Below are 20,109 nucleotides of genomic sequence, written 5' to 3'. Positions count from 1 at the left end.
CCACCGGAAAACCGCTTACCCTGGCCTCACAATCACGGAGAACCCGGAGACAATGGTGCAGTTCCACGACTCGATGATCAGTCTCGTCGGCAACACCCCGCTGGTGAGGCTCAACAGCGTGACGGCAGGAATCCAGGCGACCGTCCTGGCCAAGGTCGAGTACTTCAACCCCGGCGGTTCGGTCAAGGACCGCATCGCGCTGCGGATGATCGAGGCCGCGGAGAAGAGCGGCGAACTCAAGCCCGGCGGCACGATCGTGGAGCCCACCTCGGGCAACACGGGCGTCGGCCTGGCGATCGTGGCCCAGCAGAAGGGCTACCACTGCATCTTCGTCTGCCCCGACAAGGTCTCCGCGGACAAGATCAACGTCATGCGGGCCTACGGCGCCGAGGTCGTGGTCTGCCCCACCGCCGTGGACCCCGAGCACCCGGACTCGTACTACAACGTCTCCGACCGGCTGGTGCGCGAGACCCCGAACGCCTGGAAGCCGGACCAGTACAGCAACCCCAACAACCCGGCCTCGCACTACCACTCCACCGGCCCGGAGCTGTGGGAGCAGACCGAGGGGAAGATCACGCACTTCGTGGCGGGCGTCGGCACCGGCGGCACCATCTCCGGCACCGGCCGCTACCTGAAGGACGCCTCGGACGGCAGGGTGAAGGTCGTCGGCGCGGACCCGGAGGGCTCCGTCTACAGCGGCGGCTCCGGCCGGCCGTACCTCGTCGAGGGCGTCGGTGAGGACTTCTGGCCCACCGCCTACGACCGCACCGTCGCGGACGAGATCGTCGCGGTCTCGGACAAGGACTCCTTCCAGATGACCCGCCGCCTCGCCAAGGAGGAGGGCCTGCTCGTCGGCGGCTCCTGCGGCATGGCGGTCGTCGCGGCGCTGCGCGTGGCCGAGCGGCTCGGCCCGGACGACGTCGTGGTCGTCCTGCTGCCGGACTCCGGCCGCGGCTACCTCTCGAAGATCTTCAACGACGAGTGGATGGCCGACTACGGCTTCCTGGAGGAGGGCACCGGCCAGGCCCGCGTCTCCGACGTGCTGGACCGCAAGGACGGCGGCATCCCGCAGCTGGTGCACATGCACCCCGAGGAGACGGTCGGCCAGGCCATCGAGGTGCTGCGCGAGTACGGCGTCTCGCAGATGCCGATCGTGAAGCCGGGCGCCGGGCACCCCGACGTCATGGCCGCCGAGGTCATCGGCTCGGTCGTGGAGCGGGAACTGCTCGACGCGCTGTTCACCAAGCGCGCCACCCTGGACGACCCGCTGGAGCGGCACATGAGCGCGCCGCTGCCGCAGGTGGGCTCCGGCGAGCCGGTCGGCGACCTGATGGCCGTGCTGGGCTCCGCCGACGCGGCGATCGTGCTGGTCGAGGGCAAGCCGACAGGTGTGGTCAGCCGCCAGGACCTGCTCGCCTTCCTCGCCGAGGAGGCCAAGTAACGGCACCCGGGGACGTCCCCGGGACGTCCCACGGAGGTCCGCCACGGGTTCGCGGAAGTGGTACACCCACGTCACGTGGCCGCAGCACGCGCTTAACACGGGTCCGGCACATTGGTGGATGTCGGCGGACGGCACACCGGTCGCCCGGCCGACACCACGGATGTGGCGCCAAGGACCTCCGGAGCGGCTCCCGGACCTCCATGGTGACCCCAGGACGTGTGGCCCGGCCCTGATCCGGCCCACGTCCCTCGCGGGGACCGCCGTCGTCCCGCCCCCCGGGTGACCGGGGGTGCGGCGGTTCCCGCGCAATCTGTGGAAGAGCGGTCCGCGTCCCCGCGCGGGCCGCTCTTCTGGTTGAGTGGCCGCCGTGATCAGCGCACAGACGTTCGCAGCCGTCGAGGAGTCCATACGCACCGTGGCCGACGAGGAGGCGCTCGCCCGCTTCGGCCGCCTCGCCGAGGGCGACGTCGACGAGAAGAAGGGCCCGCTGGACCTCGTCACGGTCGCCGACCGCCGGGTCGAGGAACGCCTCACCCGTACGCTCACCCGCCTGCTGCCGGGCTCCGCCGTCATCGGCGAGGAGGCCGTGCACGCCGACCCCGCGCTGCTCGGGGCACTGCTGGGCGAGGCTCCGGTCTGGATCGTCGACCCGGTCGACGGCACCTCCAACTTCGTCCGCGGCGACTCCTCGTTCGTCACCCAGGTCGCCCTGGCCGCGCGCGGTGAGCTGCTCGCCTCCTGGACGTACCGGCCCGTCGACGGGGTCCTCGCCACCGCCCGGCGCGGCGAGGGCGCGCACCTGGGCGGCCGTCCGCTGCGGCTGGGCACCGGCGGCGCCCAGGACGCGGACGAGGTGCTCCTGGTGGCCGGCGCCCGGCCCGCGCACCTCACCGCCGACCAGCACCGGAGGCTGTACGAGTTGGGGGCCGCGCACGGCGTCAAGCCCTGGGCGAGCGGCTCCGCCGGCTGCGACTACCTCGACGTCGCGCTCGGGCGGCTCGACGCGGCCACCTACGCCTACGACAACCCCTGGGACCACTCCGCCGGCGTCCTGCTGGTCGCCGAGGCGGGCGGAACGGTGCTGGGCGCGGACGGGCTGCCGTTCCGCATGGCCGCCGGGCCGCTGCCCTTCGCCGCGGCACGCGACGAGACCGCGGCCCGCCGCGTCGTGGCACTGCTCACGGCGTAGCGCGGGAAGGCGGCGGCGCGGCGGCCCCCCCGGGGCCCGCCGTCGAAGGGCCTTCTCCCCGGCGCGGCGCCGGCTGCGGTCGCGGAGTCGGGCACCCGCCTGTCGGGCGATGCGTCCCCGACTCGTGCGGCGCCCCGCCGCGGACGCGTTCCGGCCCGCGCGGGGGCCGCCCGCCGCCTCAGGGCCGTCAGTCCTCCCAGGCGTCCGGGTCCTTGCCGCGGCGCGGCGCGCTGCCCCGCTCGTTGAACAGCCACCCCAGCGAATGGGCGGCGTTGACGGCGACGATGCCGACCCAGGCGACGAGGAGCCCGGGCAGGTCGCCCTTGTCGGCCGCGATGGCGGACAGCGGGATCGCCATGATCAAGGAGAACGCCCCGAAGCCGTAGCGGGCGCCGAAACGGCCGCCCCCATGGCCGCGCGCCTCCGGCCCGACCCGGCGCCCGGCACGGGCGAACGCCGTCTGGTGCTCGGCCAGTTCGCGGCGTACCCGCCGCTCGACCTGGGAGTCGATGCGCCGGTCCATCTTCTCCAGGAAGGAGTCGATGAGGGCCGACTCGTACTCCTCCCCCAAGTCCTTGCGCGCCTGGATGGTGGCGGCGAATTCCTTCTTGAGCTCTGGGTCAAGGGCGTCCATGACGCCACCGTACGGACCGGTCGGCCCGGTGGCACTGGGGGAAACCCCCGAACCTTCCCGGGGGTCGCCCCAGTAGGGTCGTGGGGTGACCGGACACGCGCCGCGCCTGCTGACCGCCCTGCACCACGCCCCGTCCGACCGCCCCGACGCGGTCACCGTCGACGGGCGCCCGAGCTCGCGCGAGGAACTGCTCGGTGCCGCGGGCGCCTTCGCGGCACGCGTCGCGGGTGCCCCGGCGGTCGCCGTGCACGCGGCGCCGTCCCTGGAGACGGTCGTGGCGGTCGTCGGCGGCCTCCTCGCGGGCGTCCCGGTCGTCCCGGTGCCGCCCGACGCGGGACCGGCCGAGCGCGACCACATCCTGCGCGACTCCGGGGCCGTGCAGGCGCCCCCGGTCGTGGTCACCGAGCGCAGGTCCTGGGACGGCCCCGAGCCGGACCCGGACACGACGGCCCTCGTCCTGTACACCTCGGGCACCACCGGGGCGCCCAAGGGCGTGCTGGTCCCCCGCCGCGCGGTCGCGGCCGGACTCGACGCCCTCGCCGGGGCCTGGGAGTGGACGCCGGAGGACACCCTCGTCCACGGCCTGCCGCTGTTCCACGTGCACGGCCTCGTGCTCGGCGTGCTCGGCGCGCTGCGCACCGGGAGCCGTCTGGTCCACACCGGCCGCCCCACCCCGCAGGCGTACGCGGCGGCGGGCGGCAGCCTCTACTTCGGCGTGCCGACCGTCTGGGGCCGGGTCGCGGGGGACCCGGAGTCCGCCAGGGCGCTGAGCGGCGCCCGCTTGCTGGTCTCCGGCAGTGCGCCGCTGCCGGCGCCGGTCTTCCGCGAACTGGAGGCGCTGACCGGGCAGCGGCCGGTCGAGCGCTACGGCATGACGGAGACCCTGATCACGGTCAGCAGCCGGGCGGCCGGTGAGCGGCGCCCCGGCTCCGTCGGGCTGCCGCTGCCGGGGATCCGCACCCGGATCGCGGCCGAGCCGGGCGCGGAGATCGGTGAGCTCCAGCTCACCGGGCCCACCCTCTTCGACGGCTACCTGGGGCGGCCGGAGGCGACCGCGGCCTCGTACACCGAGGACGGCTGGTTCCGCACCGGGGACATCGCGGCGATCGAGCCGGACGGCATGCACCGGATCGTCGGCCGGGCCTCCACCGACCTGATCAAGTCCGGCGGCTACCGGATCGGCGCGGGCGAGGTGGAGAACGCCCTGCTGGACCACCCCGCGGTGCGGGAGGCGGCCGTGGTGGGCGCCCCGCACACCGACCTCGGCCAGGAGATCGTGGCCTACGTGGTGGCGGACGGGGTGGGCGAGCGCGAGCTGATCGACTTCGTGGCCGGTCACCTGTCGGTGCACAAGCGCCCGCGCAAGGTCCGCTTCCTGACCGAACTGCCGCGCAACGCGATGGGCAAGCCGCAGAAGAAGCTGCTGCCGCCCGTGTGAGCCGGGGCGCCTTGCCCTCCTGCATAGAATCATGCAGAGTCATCGGCACATGAATGGCCGACCGGAGAGGGCGTCATGGCCACCGAGAACGCCACCGGAGCCAACGGGACCGACACCGCGTCCGCGCGCCTGATGAAGCTGTTCGAGGCGCACCGGCTCACGCCCACCCAGCGCCGCATCGCGCACTGCCTGGTGCGGCGGGCCGCCGACGCGCCCTTCCTGTCCAGTGTCGAGGTCGCCGAACTGGCCGGGGTCAGCCAGCCCTCCGTGACCCGCTTCGCCGTCGCGCTCGGCTTCGACGGCTACCCCGCGCTCCGCCGCCACCTGCGCGACGTCGCCCCCGCCGTAGCGCCCCAGGGGCAGCCGGACGGCGACCGGTACAACGAGTACCAGGAGGCCGTGCAGGCCGAGATCGAGAACCTGCGGCACCTCGCCGCGCTGCTCGCCGACCCCGCCCCGGTCGCCCGCGCGGGCGCCCTGCTCGCCGCGTCCCGGCCGCTGCCCGTCCTGGGACTGCGGGCCGCGGCCGCCCAGGCCCGCGGCTTCGGCTACTTCGCGGCCAAGGTGCACCCCGACGTCCGTCTCCTCGACGAGGGCGGCAGCATGCTCGCCGACCGCGTCGACGCGGCCGTGCGCGCCGGGGCGAGCGCCCTGCTGTGCTTCGCGCTGCCCCGGCATCCCCGTGAGGTGGTCGAGGCCCTGGAGTACGCCCGCTCCGCCGGGCTGACCGTCGTCACCGTCGCCGACAGCGCCTTCGCGCCGGTCGCCGCCCACTCCGACGTCCTGCTCCCTGCGGCCGTCGGCACGGGACTCGCCTTCGACACCGCGTGCGCGCCGATGCTGCTCGGGCGGGTGCTTCTGGAGGCGATGTGCGACGGGCTGCCGGACGCGCAGGCGCGGCTGGAGGAGTTCGACGCCAAGGCCGCGGCGCAGGGCCTGTTCGTGGAGTGAGGCGCCCCGACGCACGGGGGCGGGCGGCGGGTCGGACGCCGGGTCAGGCGCCCACCCCGTCGTGCTCCACGACCAGATGGCGGGGACCGCGCAGCACCGGGCTTCGCCGGTACGGCGGCGGGTCCTCCGCCGGCCGGAGGCCGTCCAGGTCGCGCAGCAGCGCGGTGAGGGCGATCTGCGCCTCCAGCCGGGCGAGCGGCGCCCCGAAGCAGCTGTGCACACCGCTGCCGAAGCCCAGGTGCTGGTTGTCCGTGCGCTGCGGGTCGAAGCGGTCGGGGTCCCGGAAGCGCTGCGGATCACGGCTGCCGGAGGCGAGCACCAGGACCAGGGGCGCCCCCTTGGGCACGGTGACCCCCGCGACCTCGACGTCCACCAGCGGGGTGCGCTGGGGCAGCATCTGCACGGGCGGCTCGAACCGCAGCAGTTCCTCCACCGCCTGCGGCATCAGGGCCGGTTCGCGGCGCAGCAGGTCCAGCTGGTCGGGCCGGCGCAGCAGGGTGAGCATGCCGTTGGTGATCAGGTTGACGGTGGTCTCGTGCCCGGCGACGAGCAGCAGCACCGAGGTCACCATCAGCTCGATCTGGGTCAGCCCGCCGGCCGGGTCCTGGTCGTTGACGAACGCCGACAGCAGGTCGTCGGAGGGCTTGCCACGCCGCTGCTCGGCCAGCCCGCCCAGGTAGACCCCCATCGCCCTGCGGGCCTCGGTGGCGGCCTGCGTGCGCTGCGTGGGGTCCTCGTCGGGGTTGAGGTCGAGTCCGCCGACGATCTGGTCCGACCAGCCGCGGAACATCGGCTCGTCCTCCTGGGGCACGCCCAGCAGCCGGCAGATCACGGTGACCGGGAGCGGGTAGGCGAAGTCGTCGACGACGTCGATGCGCTGCTTGTCCCGGAGCCCGGCGACGAGGCCGTCGGCGATCCGGACGATCTCACCGTGCATGGCGTCGACCCGGCCCGGGGTGTGCGGCGGGCCGAAGGGCCGCATGGCGGTGCGGCGGAGCCGGTCGTGCTCGGGATCGTCCACGCCGATGAAGGAGGGCGCCAGTTCCCCGGCCAGCCGGGCCTCCTGCGGGTCGCTGCGGTGGCGCCGGTCGGAGCTGATGCGTGGGTCGTGGAGCAGGGCCGTGATCTCGTGGTAGGTGCCGACGAGGTAGCTGCCGTCGTCCTGCGGCGCCACCTTGCTCTCGCGGAGTTCGGCGTAGAGCGGGTAGGGATCGGGCCGGCTGGCGTAGTCGGTGATCCTTCGGAACAGCGTGTCCGCAGCCATGCGCGGGGGCTCCTCGTCGTCGTGGGCCGCGGCGTCCTGCCACGGCCCGTCCGCGGCGCCGGCGGCGGCGGCCTCAGCCGCCGTGCCGCACCAGGGTCAGGCGCCGGTCCGGCAGATGACCGGTGAGGGCGACCGTCGGGCCGTGCGAGAGCACCGCGGGGTCCGGTACGTCGGACGGCAGGGGGATCATCGGGACGGTCCGGTCGGCGGCCCCGGGCTCGGGTGGGAACGGCGCGGCCGTCTCGATCAGGTTCTGGTAGTAGTCCAGCCACTTGGCCCGGTTCACCGACACCGCCGCCGTGATGCGGCCCTTGTAGCCGTAGACGACGACCAGCCGGGCCTCGCGCAGCGAACCCTGGGCGACGACGACCTGGTCGGAGTAGGTCGGCACGCCCACCGACTTGATGTTGTGGCCGAACTGGCTGGACCAGAAGGCCGGCACGGCCAGGTGCGGCCGCCGGAACGGGCCCGCGCTGACCATGTTGTGCGCCGCCACCTCGGCCTGCGCGACCGCGTTGCCCCAGTGCTCCAGGGCGAGCAGTTGGTAGCCGAACAGGGGGTGCGGGAAGCGGGCCACGTCGCCGGCGACGAACACGTCGTCGGTGACGATGCCGTACATGTTGAAGGCACGGCAGCCGGCGTCGCAGGTCACGCCGCGCGGGCCGGCGGCAAGGCCGGACTCGGCCAGCCACTCGGTGTTGCGGACCGCGCCGAGGGCGACCACCGCCACGTCCGCCTCGACGGCGCTCCCGTCGGAGAGCCGGGCGCCGGTCAGCCGGCCGTCCCCCTCCAGGGAGGTGACCTGCACCCCGCAGCGGAGGTCCACCCCGTGCCTGCGGTGCATCTCGGCGGCGACCGCGGCGAGCGTCCCGCCGAGCGCGCCCACCAGGGGCGCGGGGCCGCGCTCCACCACGGTCACGGGGATGTCCCGCTCCCGGCAGGCGGAGGCGATCTCCGAGCCCGTGAAACCGGCGCCGATCACCAGCACCCGCCGGGGCCCGGCGTCCAGCCGTTCGGCGAGCCCGGCCGCGTCGTCGCTGGTCCGCAGCGCGAACACACCGTCCAGGGCGGCCTCGGCAGGGTTCGGCCAGGGCCGCGCGCGGGTGCCGGTGGCGATCAGCAAACGGTCGAAGGGCAGTTCCTCGCCGTTCGCGAGGAAGACGCGCCGGCCGATCCCGTCGACCCCCGTGGCGGCGATGCCCAGCTTCCACTGCGCGTCCACCTCCCGGCGGGCCGGCAGCCCGGTCGCCGTCGCGGGCACGCGCCCGAGCAGCACCTGCTTGGACAGCGGCGGCCGGTCGTACGGCGGGTGCGGCTCGTCGCCCACCAGCGTCAGCGACCCCGCGAAACCCTCGTCGCGCAGCGTCTCGGCGGCCCGCAGGCCGGCCAGGGACGCGCCGACGATGACGATGCGCCCGTCGCGCAGTTCACCGGACATCGGCACCCGCCGCCCCGCCCACGAGGATGGCCTGCACCGGGCACGCCACCGCGGCCCGGTGGACGCGCTCCTGCTGGTCCTCCGGGACGGCGGGGACGTACAGCAGGGCCTCCTCGCCATGCAGTTCGAAGACCTCGGGAGCGAGGAACGCGCACTGCGCGTAGGCCTGGCAGCGATTGAGGTCGACCACGATGTTCATACGCACCACTCCAGCCCCGAAGGCCCCCGCTCTCAGTGGTAGCACTGCCTCCGCGGCCCCGCATGCGGTGCCGTTCTCACGGAATTTTGATGTCCCGTGAGTAACCTCCCTCCCCAGCACTGACGGAACGAGCCGTGGAGGAAGGGAGACAGCGGTGGTGCGCGGAGCGTATGCGCTGGCGCGGGTGGCGGTCCTGGTACGGGTGCCGGCGCGGTGGCTGTGGTGGCTGGGGGTCGTGGCGGCGGTGGTCGGGGTCTTCGTGCCCGGACTGACCGGACGCCGCATCGGGGTGCTGGGTGGCGCCGCACTCTTCGTGGTCGCCGCGGTGGTGGCCTTCCTGGTGCGGCGGCGGCGGTACACGGCCCTCGCGGAGGCGGCCGAGCGCGCGCCCCGGGGCGTCTTCCTGCAGGACCGCCGGGTCACGGCGCGCGCCTGGACCCGGGCCCGGCGGTGGTGGCTGCTCGCCGCGTTCGTGGTGGCCCTCGCGTCCGGCGTGGCCGCGCCCGCCGCGGCGGGGATGCTGCTCGCGGGCGCCGGAGCGGGGCTGTGGGCCAAGGCGGTGCGCCTGGGGCGCTGGGAGCGGGCGCACGAGACGCTGCTGTGGGTCAGGCCCGAGTACGTGGGACGCGGCCCCGCCGCGGCGTCCGTCCCCGGCTACGAGGCCACCGGACCCGTGGCCGGCGACGCGGGCCCAGGCGGCTCGTCCCGCCGTCGCGCCGCGGCGGCCCGCTGACCCGTCCGGGTGAACGAGCCACGGCCGCGCGGCCGTGGCTCAGCCGCCGCTCTCCCGTACGAGGTCCTCGATCGTCTGGGCGCGGCGCAGGGTGCGGAAGTCCGGGCCGGGCCCGCAGTAGCCGTGGACGGCGGGGCGGGGCAGCGAGTTGTACGCGAAGTGCGTCGAGAAGTAGTACGCCCCCGTGTCGGGCAGCGCCACGAGGTCGCCCTCCGCGAGCAGCGGCAGCTCGCGCGCCGTGGCGACGAGGTCGCCCGCGAAGCAGCACGGCCCGGCGACGTCCTGGACGACCGGGGCGCCGTCCTTGGGGCGTCCCTCCGGGTCGAGCGCCAGGACCCGCAGCGGCCAGGCGCCGGGCGCGAAGACGGTGCGCGTGGCGACCTGGGCGCCGGCGTGCGTCACGGCGATCGCGCGGCCCCCGGCCGTCTTGGCGTACTCCACGCGCGCCAGGATCGTGCCCTGCTTGGCCACCAGTGACCGCCCGAACTCGGTGACCAGCGCGTACCGCCCGTCGAAGAGTCCGGGCACGGCCGCGCGGAGCGCGTCGGCGTAGGCGCGGAAGCCCGGCCGGACCTCGTCGGAGGCGAAGTTGACCGGCAGGCCGCCGCCGATGTCCAGCGTGGTGACCTGCCGGCGCCCGGCCGCCGTGTTGATCTGCTCGGCGAGCTCGTACGCCGCGCGGACGCCGGCCGCCATCAGTTCCAGGGGTACGCCCTGCGAACCGGTGTGGGTGTGCAGCCGGGTGAGCCAGGGACGGTCGAGGTAGGCGCGGACCACCCACTGCGCCGCGCCCTCGTCGCGCAGGGCGACGCCGAACTTCGACGTGGCGGTGGCCGTGCTCATCGCACCGATGCTGCCCGCGCCGACCTGGGGATTGACCCGCAGGCCCAGCGGGGCTGCGGTGGTGCCGGGCGGCACGAGCCGGTCCAGGCGCGCCAGCTCCTGCGGGTTGTCGGCGTTGAGGGCGATGCCGAGGGCCAGCGCCTCCCGCAGTTCGTCCGGGGTCTTGGCGGGGGAGTCCAGCACGATCCTTCCGGCGGGTACGCCCGCGGCCCTGGCCAGGGCGAGCTCGCCGGGGCTGGCGACCTCCGCGCCGATGCCCTCCTCGGAGAGCAGCCGCAGCACCGGCACCAGGGACGCGGCCTTGACCGCGAAGGTGTGCGTGACCTCCACCCCGGGCGTGGCGAAGGCCGCCCGCAGATCGGCGGCGGCCGCCCGGACGCCGTCCAGGTCCAGCAGGCCCACCACCGGCCTGTCGGTGCCGATCAGTCCCTGCCCGACCGCCGCGCGAAGTGCCCGTTCCCGTCGTACCGCGGGTTCCTCCGTCATACCGCCATCGTGTCAGGCCGAGGCCGTCGGGGCGGGCCCGTGACGGACGGGCCCCCGGCGGGTACGACCTGCCCGTGGGGGACGTGACCCGGACACGGCCCCGCGGGACGCGCCGGAGGCACGTCGCCCCGGTTGACTAGTGCTATTCAGGAGGCAAGGATGTGAATGACTCAATCCAGTCGCGAGGAGGCAGGGGCATGACCGGAACCGGCGCCGGACCGAGGACCGTACGCGCACCGCGCGGAAGCGCGCTCACCGCACAGGGCTGGCAGCAGGAAGCCGCGCTGCGCATGCTGCAGAACAACCTCGACCCGGAGGTCGCCGAGCACCCCGAGAAGCTGGTCGTGTACGGCGGCACCGGCAAGGCCGCCCGCGACTGGCGCTCCTTCGACGCCATGGTCCGCACCCTGCAGGGGCTGAAGCAGGACGAGACGATGCTCGTCCAGTCCGGCCGCCCGGTCGGCGTGATGCAGACCCACGAGTGGGCGCCGCGGGTGCTCATCGCCAACTCCAACCTCGTCGGCGACTGGGCCACCTGGGAGGAGTTCCGCCGCCTGGAGGCGCTGGGCCTGACCATGTACGGCCAGATGACGGCCGGTTCGTGGATCTACATCGGCACCCAGGGCATCCTGCAGGGCACGTACGAGACCTTCGCCGCCGTCGCGGAGAAGAAGTTCGGCGGCAGCCTGGCCGGCACCATCACCCTCACCGCCGGTCTCGGCGGCATGGGCGGCGCCCAGCCGCTCGCCGTCACCATGAACGGCGGCGTCGCCATCTGCATCGACTGCGACCCGCGCGCCATCGAGCGCCGCATCGAGCACCGCTACCTGGACGTGCGCGCCGACTCCCTGGAGCACGCGCTCGCCCTCGCCACCGAGGCCCGCGACCAGCGCAAGCCGCTGAGCATCGGCGTCCTGGGCAACGCGGCCGAGCTGGTGCCGCAGCTGCTCGCCATGGACGCGCCCATCGACGTCGTCACCGACCAGACCTCCGCCCACGACCCGCTGGCGTACCTGCCGATCGGTGTCGACTTCGAGGACATGACCTCGTACGCGGCCGAGAAGCCCGCCGAGTTCACCCAGCGCGCCCGCGAGGCGATGGCCAAGCACGTCGAGGCCATGGTCGGCTTCATGGACGCGGGCGCCGAGGTCTTCGACTACGGCAACTCCATCCGCGGCGAGGCCCAGCTCGCTGGCTACGACCGGGCGTTCGCCTTCCCCGGCTTCGTCCCGGCCTACATCCGCCCGCTGTTCTGCGAGGGCAAGGGCCCCTTCCGCTGGGCGGCGCTGTCCGGCGACCCGGCCGACATCGCCAAGACCGACAAGGCGATCCTGGAGCTCTTCCCGGAGAACGAGTCGCTGGCCCGCTGGATCAAGATGGCCGGTGAGCGGGTCCACTTCCAGGGCCTGCCCGCGCGCATCTGCTGGCTCGGCTACGGCGAGCGCGACAAGGCCGGCGAGCGCTTCAACGAGATGGTCGCCGACGGCACGCTGGCCGCCCCGGTGGTCATCGGCCGCGACCACCTCGACGCGGGCTCCGTCGCCTCCCCGTACCGCGAGACCGAGGCCATGCTCGACGGCTCCGACGCGATCGCCGACTGGCCGCTGCTCAACGCCATGGTCAACGTCGCCTCCGGCGCCTCCTGGGTCTCCATCCACCACGGCGGCGGCGTCGGCATCGGCCGCTCCATCCACGCCGGCCAGGTCACCGTCGCCGACGGCACCAAGCTGGCGGGCGAGAAGATCCGCCGTGTGCTCACCAACGACCCGGGCATGGGCGTCATCCGGCACGTCGACGCCGGGTACGACCGCGCCGACGAGGTCGCCGCCGAGCGCGGTGTGCGCGTGCCCATGCGCGAGGGCGGCGAGGGCGTCGAAGGCGGGGAGGCGTGACCTCCTCGTTCCACGAGATGTGGACGGAGTTGCGGCCCATCGGCCGCGACTCCGGCTCCGGCGGCTACCGCCGCTACGCCTGGACCGGCGCGGACGCCGACTGCCGCGCCTGGTTCAAGGCGCAGGCCGAGGGCCGGGGCCTGGCGTACGAGCTCGACCGCAACGGCAACCAGTGGGCCTGGCTGGGTGATCCCACCGCCGGCGACGCCGTGGTGACCGGTTCGCACCTGGACTCGGTGCCGGACGGCGGTGCCTTCGACGGGCCGCTGGGCGTCGTGTCCTCCTTCGCGGCGCTGGACGAGCTGCGGGCCCGGGGCGCCGCGCCCGCCAAGCCGCTGGCGATCGTCAACTTCGGCGACGAGGAGGGCGCCCGCTTCGGGCTGGCCTGCGTGGGCTCCCGGCTGACCGCGGGACAGCTCACCGCCGAGAAGGCCCACGCGCTGCGCGACGGCGACGGAGTCACCCTGGCGCAGGCCATGGAGCGGGCCGGGCACGACCCCGAGGCGATCGGCCCGGACCCCGCACGCCTCGCCCGTATCGGCGCGTTCGTCGAGCTCCACGTCGAGCAGGGCCGCTTCCTGGCCGACACCCCGCACGCGGTGGGCGTCGCCTCCGCCATCTGGCCGCACGGCCGCTGGCGGTTCGACTTCCACGGCGAGGCCAACCACGCGGGCACCACCCGCCTGGAGGACCGCCGCGACCCGATGCTGACGTACGCCAACACGGTGCTCGCCGCCCGCAAGAAGGCCCGGCTCGCCGGCGCGCTCGCCACCTTCGGCAAGGTCGGCGTCGAGCCCAACGGCGTCAACGCCATCGCCTCCCTCGTACGCGGCTGGCTGGACTCGCGCGCCGCCGACGAGGCCACCCTCGCCGAGGTCGTCGGCGAGATCGAGCGCGCCGCGGTCGAGCGGGGCGAGCGCGACGGGGTCCGGGTGGAGGTCACCCGGGAGTCCTTCACCCCGGTCGTGGAGTTCGCGCACGGCCTGCGCGACGAACTCGCCAAGCTGCTGGGGAACGCCCCCGTGCTGCCGACCGGGGCGGGACACGACGCCGGCATCCTCTCCGAGGCCGTCCCGACCGCCATGCTGTTCGTACGGAACCCCACCGGGGTCTCGCACTCCCCGGCCGAGACGGCCACCGAGGACGACTGCCTGGCCGGGGTGACCGCACTCGCCGACGTACTGGAGGGCCTGGCGTGTCGCTGACGCCGCAGAGCTACTGGGCCGAGTACGCGTGGACCGGCGGCCGCGTCGAACGGGGCGTGGTCGTCGACACCACCGCCGACGGCCGGATCGCCGCCCTGCGCACCGGGGCCGCCGCGCCGCCCGTCGGCGCCGTGACGCTGCGCGGGCTCACCCTGCCGGGGCTGGCCAACGCCCACAGCCATGCCTTCCACCGGGCCCTGCGCGGCACGGTGCAGCAGGGCAGCGGCACCTTCTGGACCTGGCGCGAGGTCATGTACCGGGTCGCGGCCGCGCTGACCCCCGACACCTACTTCGACCTCGCCCGCGCCGCGTACGCGGAGATGGCCCTGGCGGGCATCACCTGCGTCGGCGAGTTCCACTACGTGCACCACCGGCCCGGCGGCGCCCCCTACGACGAGCCCAACGCCATGGGCGAGGCGCTGATCGCCGCCGCGGACGAGGCGGGCATCCGCATCACCCTCCTCGACACCGTCTACCTCTCCTCCGGCTTCGGCGCCGCCCCCGAACCGCACCAGCTGCGCTTCGGCGACGGCGACGCCGAGGGCTGGGCCGAGCGCGCGTCCGCCCTCGCCGAGCGGCCCCACGCGCGGATCGGCGCGGCCGTGCACTCGGTGCGCGCGGTCCCGGCCGACCAGCTGGCCACCGTCGTCCGATGGGCCGAGGACCGCCAGGCGCCGCTCCACGTCCACCTGTCCGAACAGCCCGCCGAGAACGAGGCCTGCCTCGCCGCCCACGGCGTCACCCCCACCCGGCTCCTCGCCGACCACGGTGTGCTCGGCCCGCGCACCTCGGCCGTGCACGCCACCCACCTCACCGACGAGGACATCGCGCTGCTCGGCGGCTCCGGCACCACGATCTGCATGTGCCCCACCACCGAACGGGATCTCGCCGACGGGATCGGCCCGGCCAGGCGGCTGCAGGAGGCGGGCAGCCCGCTCAGCCTCGGCAGCGACAGCCACGCCGTGATCGACCTGTTCGAGGAGGCGCGGGCCATGGAGCTGGACGAGCGGCTGCGCACCCGCACCCGCGGCCACTGGACCGCCGCCGAGCTGCTGCGCGCCGCCACCACGGACGGTCACGCCGGCCTGGGCTGGGCCGACGCCGGGCGACTGGAGGCGGGGGCGCTCGCCGACTTCACCACGATCGCGCTGGACAGCGCGCGCACCGCGGGCCCCCCGGCCCGGCTCGGCGCCGAGACCGCCGTCTTCGCGGCCACCGGCGCCGACGTCCGCCACACGGTGGTCGGCGGCCGCCACGTCGTCCGCGACGGCGCGCACCAGCTCGTCCACGACGTGGGCGCGGCCCTGACCGCCGCGATCTCCGCCGTATCCGCCGCCGAAGGAAGCCCGTCATGAGCAGCAGCGTCATCACCAACATCGGCAGCCTGGTCACCAACGACCCGGCGCTCGGCGATGGCCCGCTGGGGCTGCTGGAGGACGCGGCGCTCGTCATCGACGGCGAGCACGTGGCCTGGGTCGGCCCCTCCGCGGCGGCGCCCGCAGCGGACGAGTCGTACGACGCGGCCGGCCGGGCCGTCATCCCCGGCTTCGTCGACTCCCATTCGCACCTGGTCTTCGCCGGCGACCGCACCCGCGAGTTCAACGCCCGCATGTCGGGCCAGGCGTACACCGCGGGCGGCATCCGCACCACCGTCGCCGCCACCCGGGCCGCGAGCGACGAGGAGCTGCACGCCAACGTCGCCCGCTACGTCGCCGAGGCGCTGCGCCAGGGCACCACGACCATCGAGACCAAGTCCGGCTACGGCCTCACCCCGCACGACGAGGCCCGCGCCCTGCGCATCGCCGGCGACCACGCCGACGAGGTCACCTTCCTCGGCGCGCACATCGTCGCCCCCGAGTACGCCGACGACCCGGCCGGCTACGTCGACCTGGTCACCGGCCCCATGCTCGACGCCTGCGCCCCGTACGCCCGTTGGGTCGACGTCTTCTGCGAGCGCGGCGCCTTCGACGGCGACCAGGCCCGCGCCGTCCTCACCGCCGGTGCCGCCCGCGGTCTGGTCCCGCGGGTGCACGCCAACCAGCTCGGCCACGGCCCGGGTGTGCAGCTCGCCGTGGAGCTGGACGCGGCCTCCGCCGACCACTGCACCCACCTCACCGACGCCGACGTCGACGCGCTCGCCGACAGCCGCACGGTCGCGACGCTGCTGCCCGGCGCCGAGTTCTCCACCCGCGCCGTCTACCCCGACGCGCGGCGGCTGATCGACGCGGGCGCCACCGTCGCGCTGTCCACGGACTGCAACCCCGGCTCCTCCTTCACCAGTTCCATGCCCTTCTGCGTGGCCGTCGCCGTACGGGACATGCGGATGACCCCCGACGAGGCGGTGCGGGCCGCGACCCTGGGCGGGGCGCTGGCGCTGCGCCGGGACGACGTCGGGCGGCTCGCGCCCGGCGCGCGGGCCGACGCGGTGCTGCTGGACGCCCCCTCGCACGTCCACCTCGCCTACCGGCCGGGGGTACCGCTGGTGTCCGCCGTGTGGCGGCGCGGGGTGCGCGCATCGATCTGATCCGCCCCGGTGCGGGCGGACGCGGCCGCTCCAGTGGTAGACGTTCGGGAATGAGACCTCGACGTGTGCTGACCGTGGCCCTGCTGTCCCTGGTGGCCGCGGCCCCGTTCGCCACGGCGGTACCGTCCCGCCCGGACGCCGACGAGGTCCGGCCGCTCGGGCAGGTCGTGCCCGCGCCGTCCTCGGTCGAGCCGGACGGGACGGCCTTCACCCTCGGGGACGCCGCCGGGATCCACGTCCCCGGCGGCTCCGCACAGGCCGGGGCGATCGCCGGCCAACTGGCCGCGCTGCTGCGGCCGTCGACCGGGTACGCCCTGCCCGTGACGGCGGACCGGGCCAGGGAAGGCATCGTGCTCGCGCTCGACACCGCCGCCCGCACCGGGGCGGAGGGCTACACCCTGCGGTCCACCGCCCGTTCCGTCGTCATCCGCGCGGCCACGCCCGCCGGGCTCTTCCACGGGGTGCAGACGCTGCGGCAGTTGCTGCCCGCCGACGTCGAGCGCCGGTACGTCGTCCGGCGGCCGTGGACCGTCCCGGGCGGCACGATCTCCGACGCCCCGCGCTACGGCTACCGCGGCGCGATGCTGGACGTGGCGCGCCACTTCTTCACCGTGGACGAGGTCGAGCGCTACGTCGACCAGCTCGCCCTCTACAAGATCAACCGACTGCACCTGCACCTGACCGACGACCAGGGCTGGCGCATCGCCGTCGACGGCCTGCCCCGGCTGACCGCCCACGGGGGCAGCACCGAGGTCGGCGGCGGTCCGGGCGGGTTCTACAGCAAGGCCGACTACCGCGAGATCGTGGCGTACGCGGCGAGCCGCTACATGACCGTCGTGCCCGAGATCGACATGCCGGGCCACACCAACGCCGCCCTCGCCGCCTACGCGGGGCTCAACTGCGACGGCGTCGCCCGCGAGCTCTACACGGGCACCAAGGTCGGCTTCAGCTCGCTCTGCGTGTCCAGGCCCGCCACCACCGCCTTCGTGGAGACCGTCCTGCGCGAGGTGGCCGCCCTCACCCCCGGCCCGTACCTGCACATCGGCGGCGACGAGGCGCGGGCCACGCCCCACGCCGACTACGTCGCCCTCATGGACCGTGCGCAGGCGGTGGTCGGCGGGCTCGGCAAGACGCCCGTCGGCTGGCACCAGCTGACCGGCGCCCACCCCGTCCCGGGCGCCGTCGCCCAGTACTGGGGGACCGGCGCCAAGGACCAGGCCGACGTCGCGGCCGCCGCCCGCGCGGGCACCCGGCTGATCCTGTCGCCGGCCGACCGCGCCTACCTCGACATGAAGTACGACGAGGACACCCCGCTCGGTACCTCCTGGGCGGGCCGGATCGACGTCCGGCGCGCCTACGACTGGGACCCCGCTGACCTCGTCGCGGGCGCCCCGGCCGACGCCGTCCTCGGTGTCGAGGCCCCGCTGTGGTCCGAGACGGTCACCAGCAGCGCCGACATCGAGTACATGGCCTTCCCCCGCCTGCCCGCCGTCGCCGAACGCGGCTGGACCCCCGCGGCGCGCACCGGCTGGGCGTCCTTCCGGGAGCGACTGGCGGCCCAGGGCCCGCGGTGGACGGCGATGGGGATGAACCACCACCGGGCTCCCGGCATCGACTGGCCGGCCGCCGCCACCGGCCCCGGCGACGTCGCCGGACTGTCCTGAGGGAAGGCCGGGCCCGGTGAGAGCAAACTCTCAGCGGGCCCACCGCGCCGTGCCGGGGAAGGGGAACGGTCACTCCTCCACGAGCAGCCCCCGCCGCAGCCGCCCGAGGGTGCGGCTGAGCAGCCGCGAGACGTGCATCTGGGAGATGCCGAGCTCCTCACCGATCTCGGACTGTGTCATGTTGCCCACGAAGCGCAACGAGAGGATCTGCCGGTCGCGCGCCGGGAGCTCGGCGATCAGCGGCTTGAGGGACTCCACGTACTCGATCCCCTCCAGACCGTGGTCCTCGTAGCCGATGCGGTCGGCGAGGGCCCCCTCGGAGTCGTCCTCCTCGGGCTGGGCGTCCAGCGAGCTCGCGGTGTACGCGTTGCTGGCGCTCATGCCCTCGACGACCTCGGACTCGGTGATCTGCAGCCTGTCGGCCAGCTCGGCGACGGTCGGCGCGCGGTCCAGCTGCTGTGCGAGCTCGTCACCGGCCTTGGCCAGGTCCAGCCGCAGCTCCTGAAGCCGGCGCGGGACCCGCACGGACCAGGAGGTGTCACGGAAGAAGCGCTTGATCTCGCCGATGATCGTCGGCATCGCGAACGTGGGGAACTCGACCCCGCGGCTCAGCTCGAAGCGGTCGATGGCCTTGATCAGCCCGATCGTGCCCACCTGAACGATGTCCTCGACGGGTTCGCTGCGGGAGCGGAACCGGGAGGCGGCGAACTTCACCAGGGCGAGGTTGAGCTCGACCAGCGTGTTGCGTACGTAGCTGTACTCGGGCGTGCCCTCCTCCAGCGTCTCGAGCCGCTGGAAGAGCGTCTTGGACAGGGCCCGAGCGTCGACCGGACCCACCTCGTCGAAGGGCGGGATCTCCGGGAGGTCCTCCAGGCCCTCCGGTGTTCCGTGTTCCTCGTGGACGCTGGCCTCGGTGGTCGCCGACGCGTCGCGCGCGTCGAGCCGGGATGCCATGCTCTCCTCCTCGGTGCGGCGGCAGGGCAAGCGGAGCGTGAAATTCAGCCCACACTCAACGCCTACCCCGTTCGGCGTGGATATTGCAACCCGGCGGTCATCGATCTGCGGGCCGCCGCCGGAGCGACTACCGCCCTGATCAGGAAGCGCGTAGGGTGCGAGATGCGGATCGCCGAGTCGTCCGGGAGGAGTGTGCATGGACCGCGAGATGGTCGACACGGCCGGGCGGGACCGGCTGCACGTTTCCGTGCAGCGGTACGGCACGAAGGCGGTCGTGGCACCTGCCGGTGAGCTCGACCACCACACCGCCGACCTGCTGCGCGAGCCGCTCGACACACTGATCGAGGACGGCTTCGGCACCCTCGTGGTGGACTGCACGCATCTGGAGTTCTGCGACTCCACCGGACTCAACGTCCTGCTCGGCACCCGGCTGAAGGCCGAGGCCGCGGGCGGGGCGGTCCATCTGGCCGGGATGAAGCCGGCCGTGGCCAAGGTCTTCGCGATCACCGGGGCCGAGGCCGTGTTCACCGTCCACGACACCCTGGACGACGCCCTCAAGGAGTGACCCTCCGCAGTGCTCCCCACGGGGGGCGTTGTGGCACGCCCTGTTTCGTCCGCATCCGGAGGTGTTCACCGGAGCGGCCCGGGCAGGAGAGACCTCGGGATCACTTCGGACACTGGCGGACATCGGTGAGTGGAGGCGCTGATGAGCACCACCCGGCCCCCTACGGCCGACGACCGCGACCCGGATCCGGGCGATGCGGCACTGCCGCCGCGCGCCCAGGGCGCCCAGGACGCTGAGACACGGCGGCTTTCCCTTGCCGACGTGGCCGGCGTGGTGCCCAGCGCCCGTGACTTCACCCGCCAGGCCCTCTACGACTGGGGCTGGCTGCCGGCCGAGACCGCGGACCGCCGCGCGGCGGCCGAGGACGTCCTGCTGGTGGTGTCCGAGTTGGTCACCAACGCCTGCCTGCACGCGGGCGGTCCCGAGGAGCTGCGGCTGTTCCGCCACTCCAAGGCGCTGCGCCTGGAGGTCGCCGACGGCGGCACCGGCAGTCCCGCCCCGCGGACCCCGCACCGGGCCGGACGGCCTGGCGGGCACGGGATGTTCATAGTGCAGCGGCTCTGCCTGGACTGGGGGGTCGTACGCCACGCCGACGGCCGGCCGGGCAAGACGGTCTGGGCCGAGGTCGCCGCCCCGGCCTGAGCCGGATCTCTTCCCCTCTTTCCCTCACGGGCGTACTGTCGCGCCAC

General features: G+C 74.3%; 18 protein-coding genes. 12 read left to right on the top strand and 6 right to left on the bottom strand.

What is annotated here, in order from left to right; translation table 11 throughout:
• Positions 1-55 precede the first annotated feature (55 nt).
• Positions 56-1,441, top strand: coding sequence for a cystathionine beta-synthase (locus ABZ312_RS26325; RefSeq protein WP_500438911.1), 1,386 nt, complete (start codon positions 56-58; stop codon positions 1,439-1,441).
• A 367-nt stretch (positions 1,442-1,808) separates the two neighbouring features.
• Positions 1,809-2,630: an inositol monophosphatase family protein gene (locus ABZ312_RS26320; RefSeq protein ID WP_500328652.1), complete on the top strand. Its 822-nt coding sequence runs from the start codon at positions 1,809-1,811 to the stop codon at positions 2,628-2,630.
• A 187-nt stretch (positions 2,631-2,817) separates the two neighbouring features.
• Here ABZ312_RS26320 and ABZ312_RS26315 read toward each other — a convergent pair whose 3' ends face one another.
• Positions 2,818-3,264 carry a hypothetical protein gene (locus ABZ312_RS26315; protein ID WP_499512204.1) on the bottom strand — a complete coding sequence of 149 codons (447 nt, stop codon included), beginning with the start codon at positions 3,262-3,264 and terminating at the stop codon, positions 2,818-2,820.
• A gap of 85 nt (positions 3,265-3,349) precedes the next feature.
• On the opposite strand from ABZ312_RS26315, the gene ABZ312_RS26310 reads away from it, so the two are divergent.
• Together ABZ312_RS26310 and ABZ312_RS26305 are read left to right on the top strand one after the other, a co-directional pair.
• A complete protein-coding gene (locus tag ABZ312_RS26310) occupies positions 3,350-4,702 on the top strand; it encodes an acyl-CoA synthetase (RefSeq protein WP_500438906.1) in 1,353 nt (450 codons plus the stop codon).
• Between the two features lie 75 nt (positions 4,703-4,777).
• Positions 4,778-5,653 carry a MurR/RpiR family transcriptional regulator gene (locus ABZ312_RS26305; RefSeq protein ID WP_500438905.1) on the top strand — a complete coding sequence of 292 codons (876 nt, stop codon included), beginning with the start codon at positions 4,778-4,780 and terminating at the stop codon, positions 5,651-5,653.
• Positions 5,654-5,696: 43 nt separating this feature from the next.
• Here the strand turns inward: ABZ312_RS26305 and ABZ312_RS26300 are convergent, their stop codons facing one another.
• The 3 genes from ABZ312_RS26300 to ABZ312_RS26290 all read right to left on the bottom strand — a co-directional run bounded on the left by ABZ312_RS26300 (position 5,697) and on the right by ABZ312_RS26290 (position 8,554).
• Positions 5,697-6,917, bottom strand: a complete 1,221-nt coding sequence (locus ABZ312_RS26300) for a cytochrome P450 (protein ID WP_500328649.1) — start codon at positions 6,915-6,917, stop codon at positions 5,697-5,699.
• A 73-nt stretch (positions 6,918-6,990) separates the two neighbouring features.
• Positions 6,991-8,355, bottom strand: coding sequence for an NAD(P)/FAD-dependent oxidoreductase (locus ABZ312_RS26295; protein ID WP_500438904.1), 1,365 nt, complete (start codon positions 8,353-8,355; stop codon positions 6,991-6,993).
• Entirely contained in the window at positions 8,345-8,554 is a 210-nt protein-coding gene (locus ABZ312_RS26290) for a ferredoxin (protein ID WP_089222253.1), read from the bottom strand. The genes ABZ312_RS26295 and ABZ312_RS26290 overlap by 11 nt, the downstream gene beginning before the upstream one ends.
• 154 nt (positions 8,555-8,708) lie before the next feature.
• Between ABZ312_RS26290 and ABZ312_RS26285 the strand changes: the two genes are divergently transcribed.
• On the top strand, positions 8,709-9,287 hold the full coding sequence (locus tag ABZ312_RS26285) for a hypothetical protein (RefSeq protein WP_500438903.1): 579 nt from the start codon (positions 8,709-8,711) through the stop codon (positions 9,285-9,287).
• Positions 9,288-9,326: 39 nt separating this feature from the next.
• Here ABZ312_RS26285 and ABZ312_RS26280 read toward each other — a convergent pair whose 3' ends face one another.
• Entirely contained in the window at positions 9,327-10,616 is a 1,290-nt protein-coding gene (locus ABZ312_RS26280; protein WP_500328646.1) for a type III PLP-dependent enzyme domain-containing protein, read from the bottom strand.
• Between the two features lie 197 nt (positions 10,617-10,813).
• On the opposite strand from ABZ312_RS26280, the gene hutU reads away from it, so the two are divergent.
• Genes hutU through ABZ312_RS26255 form a run of 5 tightly spaced genes read left to right on the top strand, consistent with a single transcriptional unit; the run spans position 10,814 to position 17,901 of the window.
• Positions 10,814-12,508, top strand: a complete 1,695-nt coding sequence (gene hutU, locus ABZ312_RS26275; protein ID WP_500328645.1) for a urocanate hydratase — start codon at positions 10,814-10,816, stop codon at positions 12,506-12,508.
• Positions 12,505-13,713 carry an allantoate amidohydrolase gene (locus tag ABZ312_RS26270; RefSeq protein WP_500328644.1) on the top strand — a complete coding sequence of 403 codons (1,209 nt, stop codon included), beginning with the start codon at positions 12,505-12,507 and terminating at the stop codon, positions 13,711-13,713. Before hutU ends, ABZ312_RS26270 begins: the two co-directional genes overlap by 4 nt.
• Positions 13,710-15,068 (top strand): formimidoylglutamate deiminase, encoded by a 1,359-nt coding sequence (locus ABZ312_RS26265; protein WP_500438910.1) that lies wholly within the window; start codon positions 13,710-13,712, stop codon positions 15,066-15,068. The genes ABZ312_RS26270 and ABZ312_RS26265 overlap by 4 nt, the downstream gene beginning before the upstream one ends.
• Positions 15,065-16,237, top strand: coding sequence for an imidazolonepropionase (gene hutI, locus ABZ312_RS26260; RefSeq protein ID WP_500357056.1), 1,173 nt, complete (start codon positions 15,065-15,067; stop codon positions 16,235-16,237). Before ABZ312_RS26265 ends, hutI begins: the two co-directional genes overlap by 4 nt.
• A 50-nt stretch (positions 16,238-16,287) precedes the next feature.
• Entirely contained in the window at positions 16,288-17,901 is a 1,614-nt protein-coding gene (locus ABZ312_RS26255) for a beta-N-acetylhexosaminidase (RefSeq protein WP_500328642.1), read from the top strand.
• Positions 17,902-17,970: 69 nt separating this feature from the next.
• Here the strand turns inward: ABZ312_RS26255 and ABZ312_RS26250 are convergent, their stop codons facing one another.
• A complete protein-coding gene (locus ABZ312_RS26250; RefSeq protein WP_500328641.1) occupies positions 17,971-18,855 on the bottom strand; it encodes an RNA polymerase sigma factor SigF in 885 nt (294 codons plus the stop codon).
• A gap of 196 nt (positions 18,856-19,051) precedes the next feature.
• Here ABZ312_RS26250 and ABZ312_RS26245 point away from each other — a divergent pair, with 196 nt between their 5' ends.
• Entirely contained in the window at positions 19,052-19,420 is a 369-nt protein-coding gene (locus ABZ312_RS26245) for an STAS domain-containing protein (RefSeq protein ID WP_499512192.1), read from the top strand.
• A gap of 141 nt (positions 19,421-19,561) precedes the next feature.
• Positions 19,562-20,062 carry an ATP-binding protein gene (locus ABZ312_RS26240; protein ID WP_500328640.1) on the top strand — a complete coding sequence of 167 codons (501 nt, stop codon included), beginning with the start codon at positions 19,562-19,564 and terminating at the stop codon, positions 20,060-20,062.
• The last annotated feature ends 47 nt before the right edge of the window (positions 20,063-20,109 follow it).

The organism is Streptomyces sp. NPDC006207, assembly GCF_040613835.1.
Classification (GTDB): domain Bacteria; phylum Actinomycetota; class Actinomycetes; order Streptomycetales; family Streptomycetaceae; genus Actinacidiphila.
Note: the sequence above shows the minus strand (reverse complement) of the source record. Positions and strands in the feature narration are given on the sequence as shown.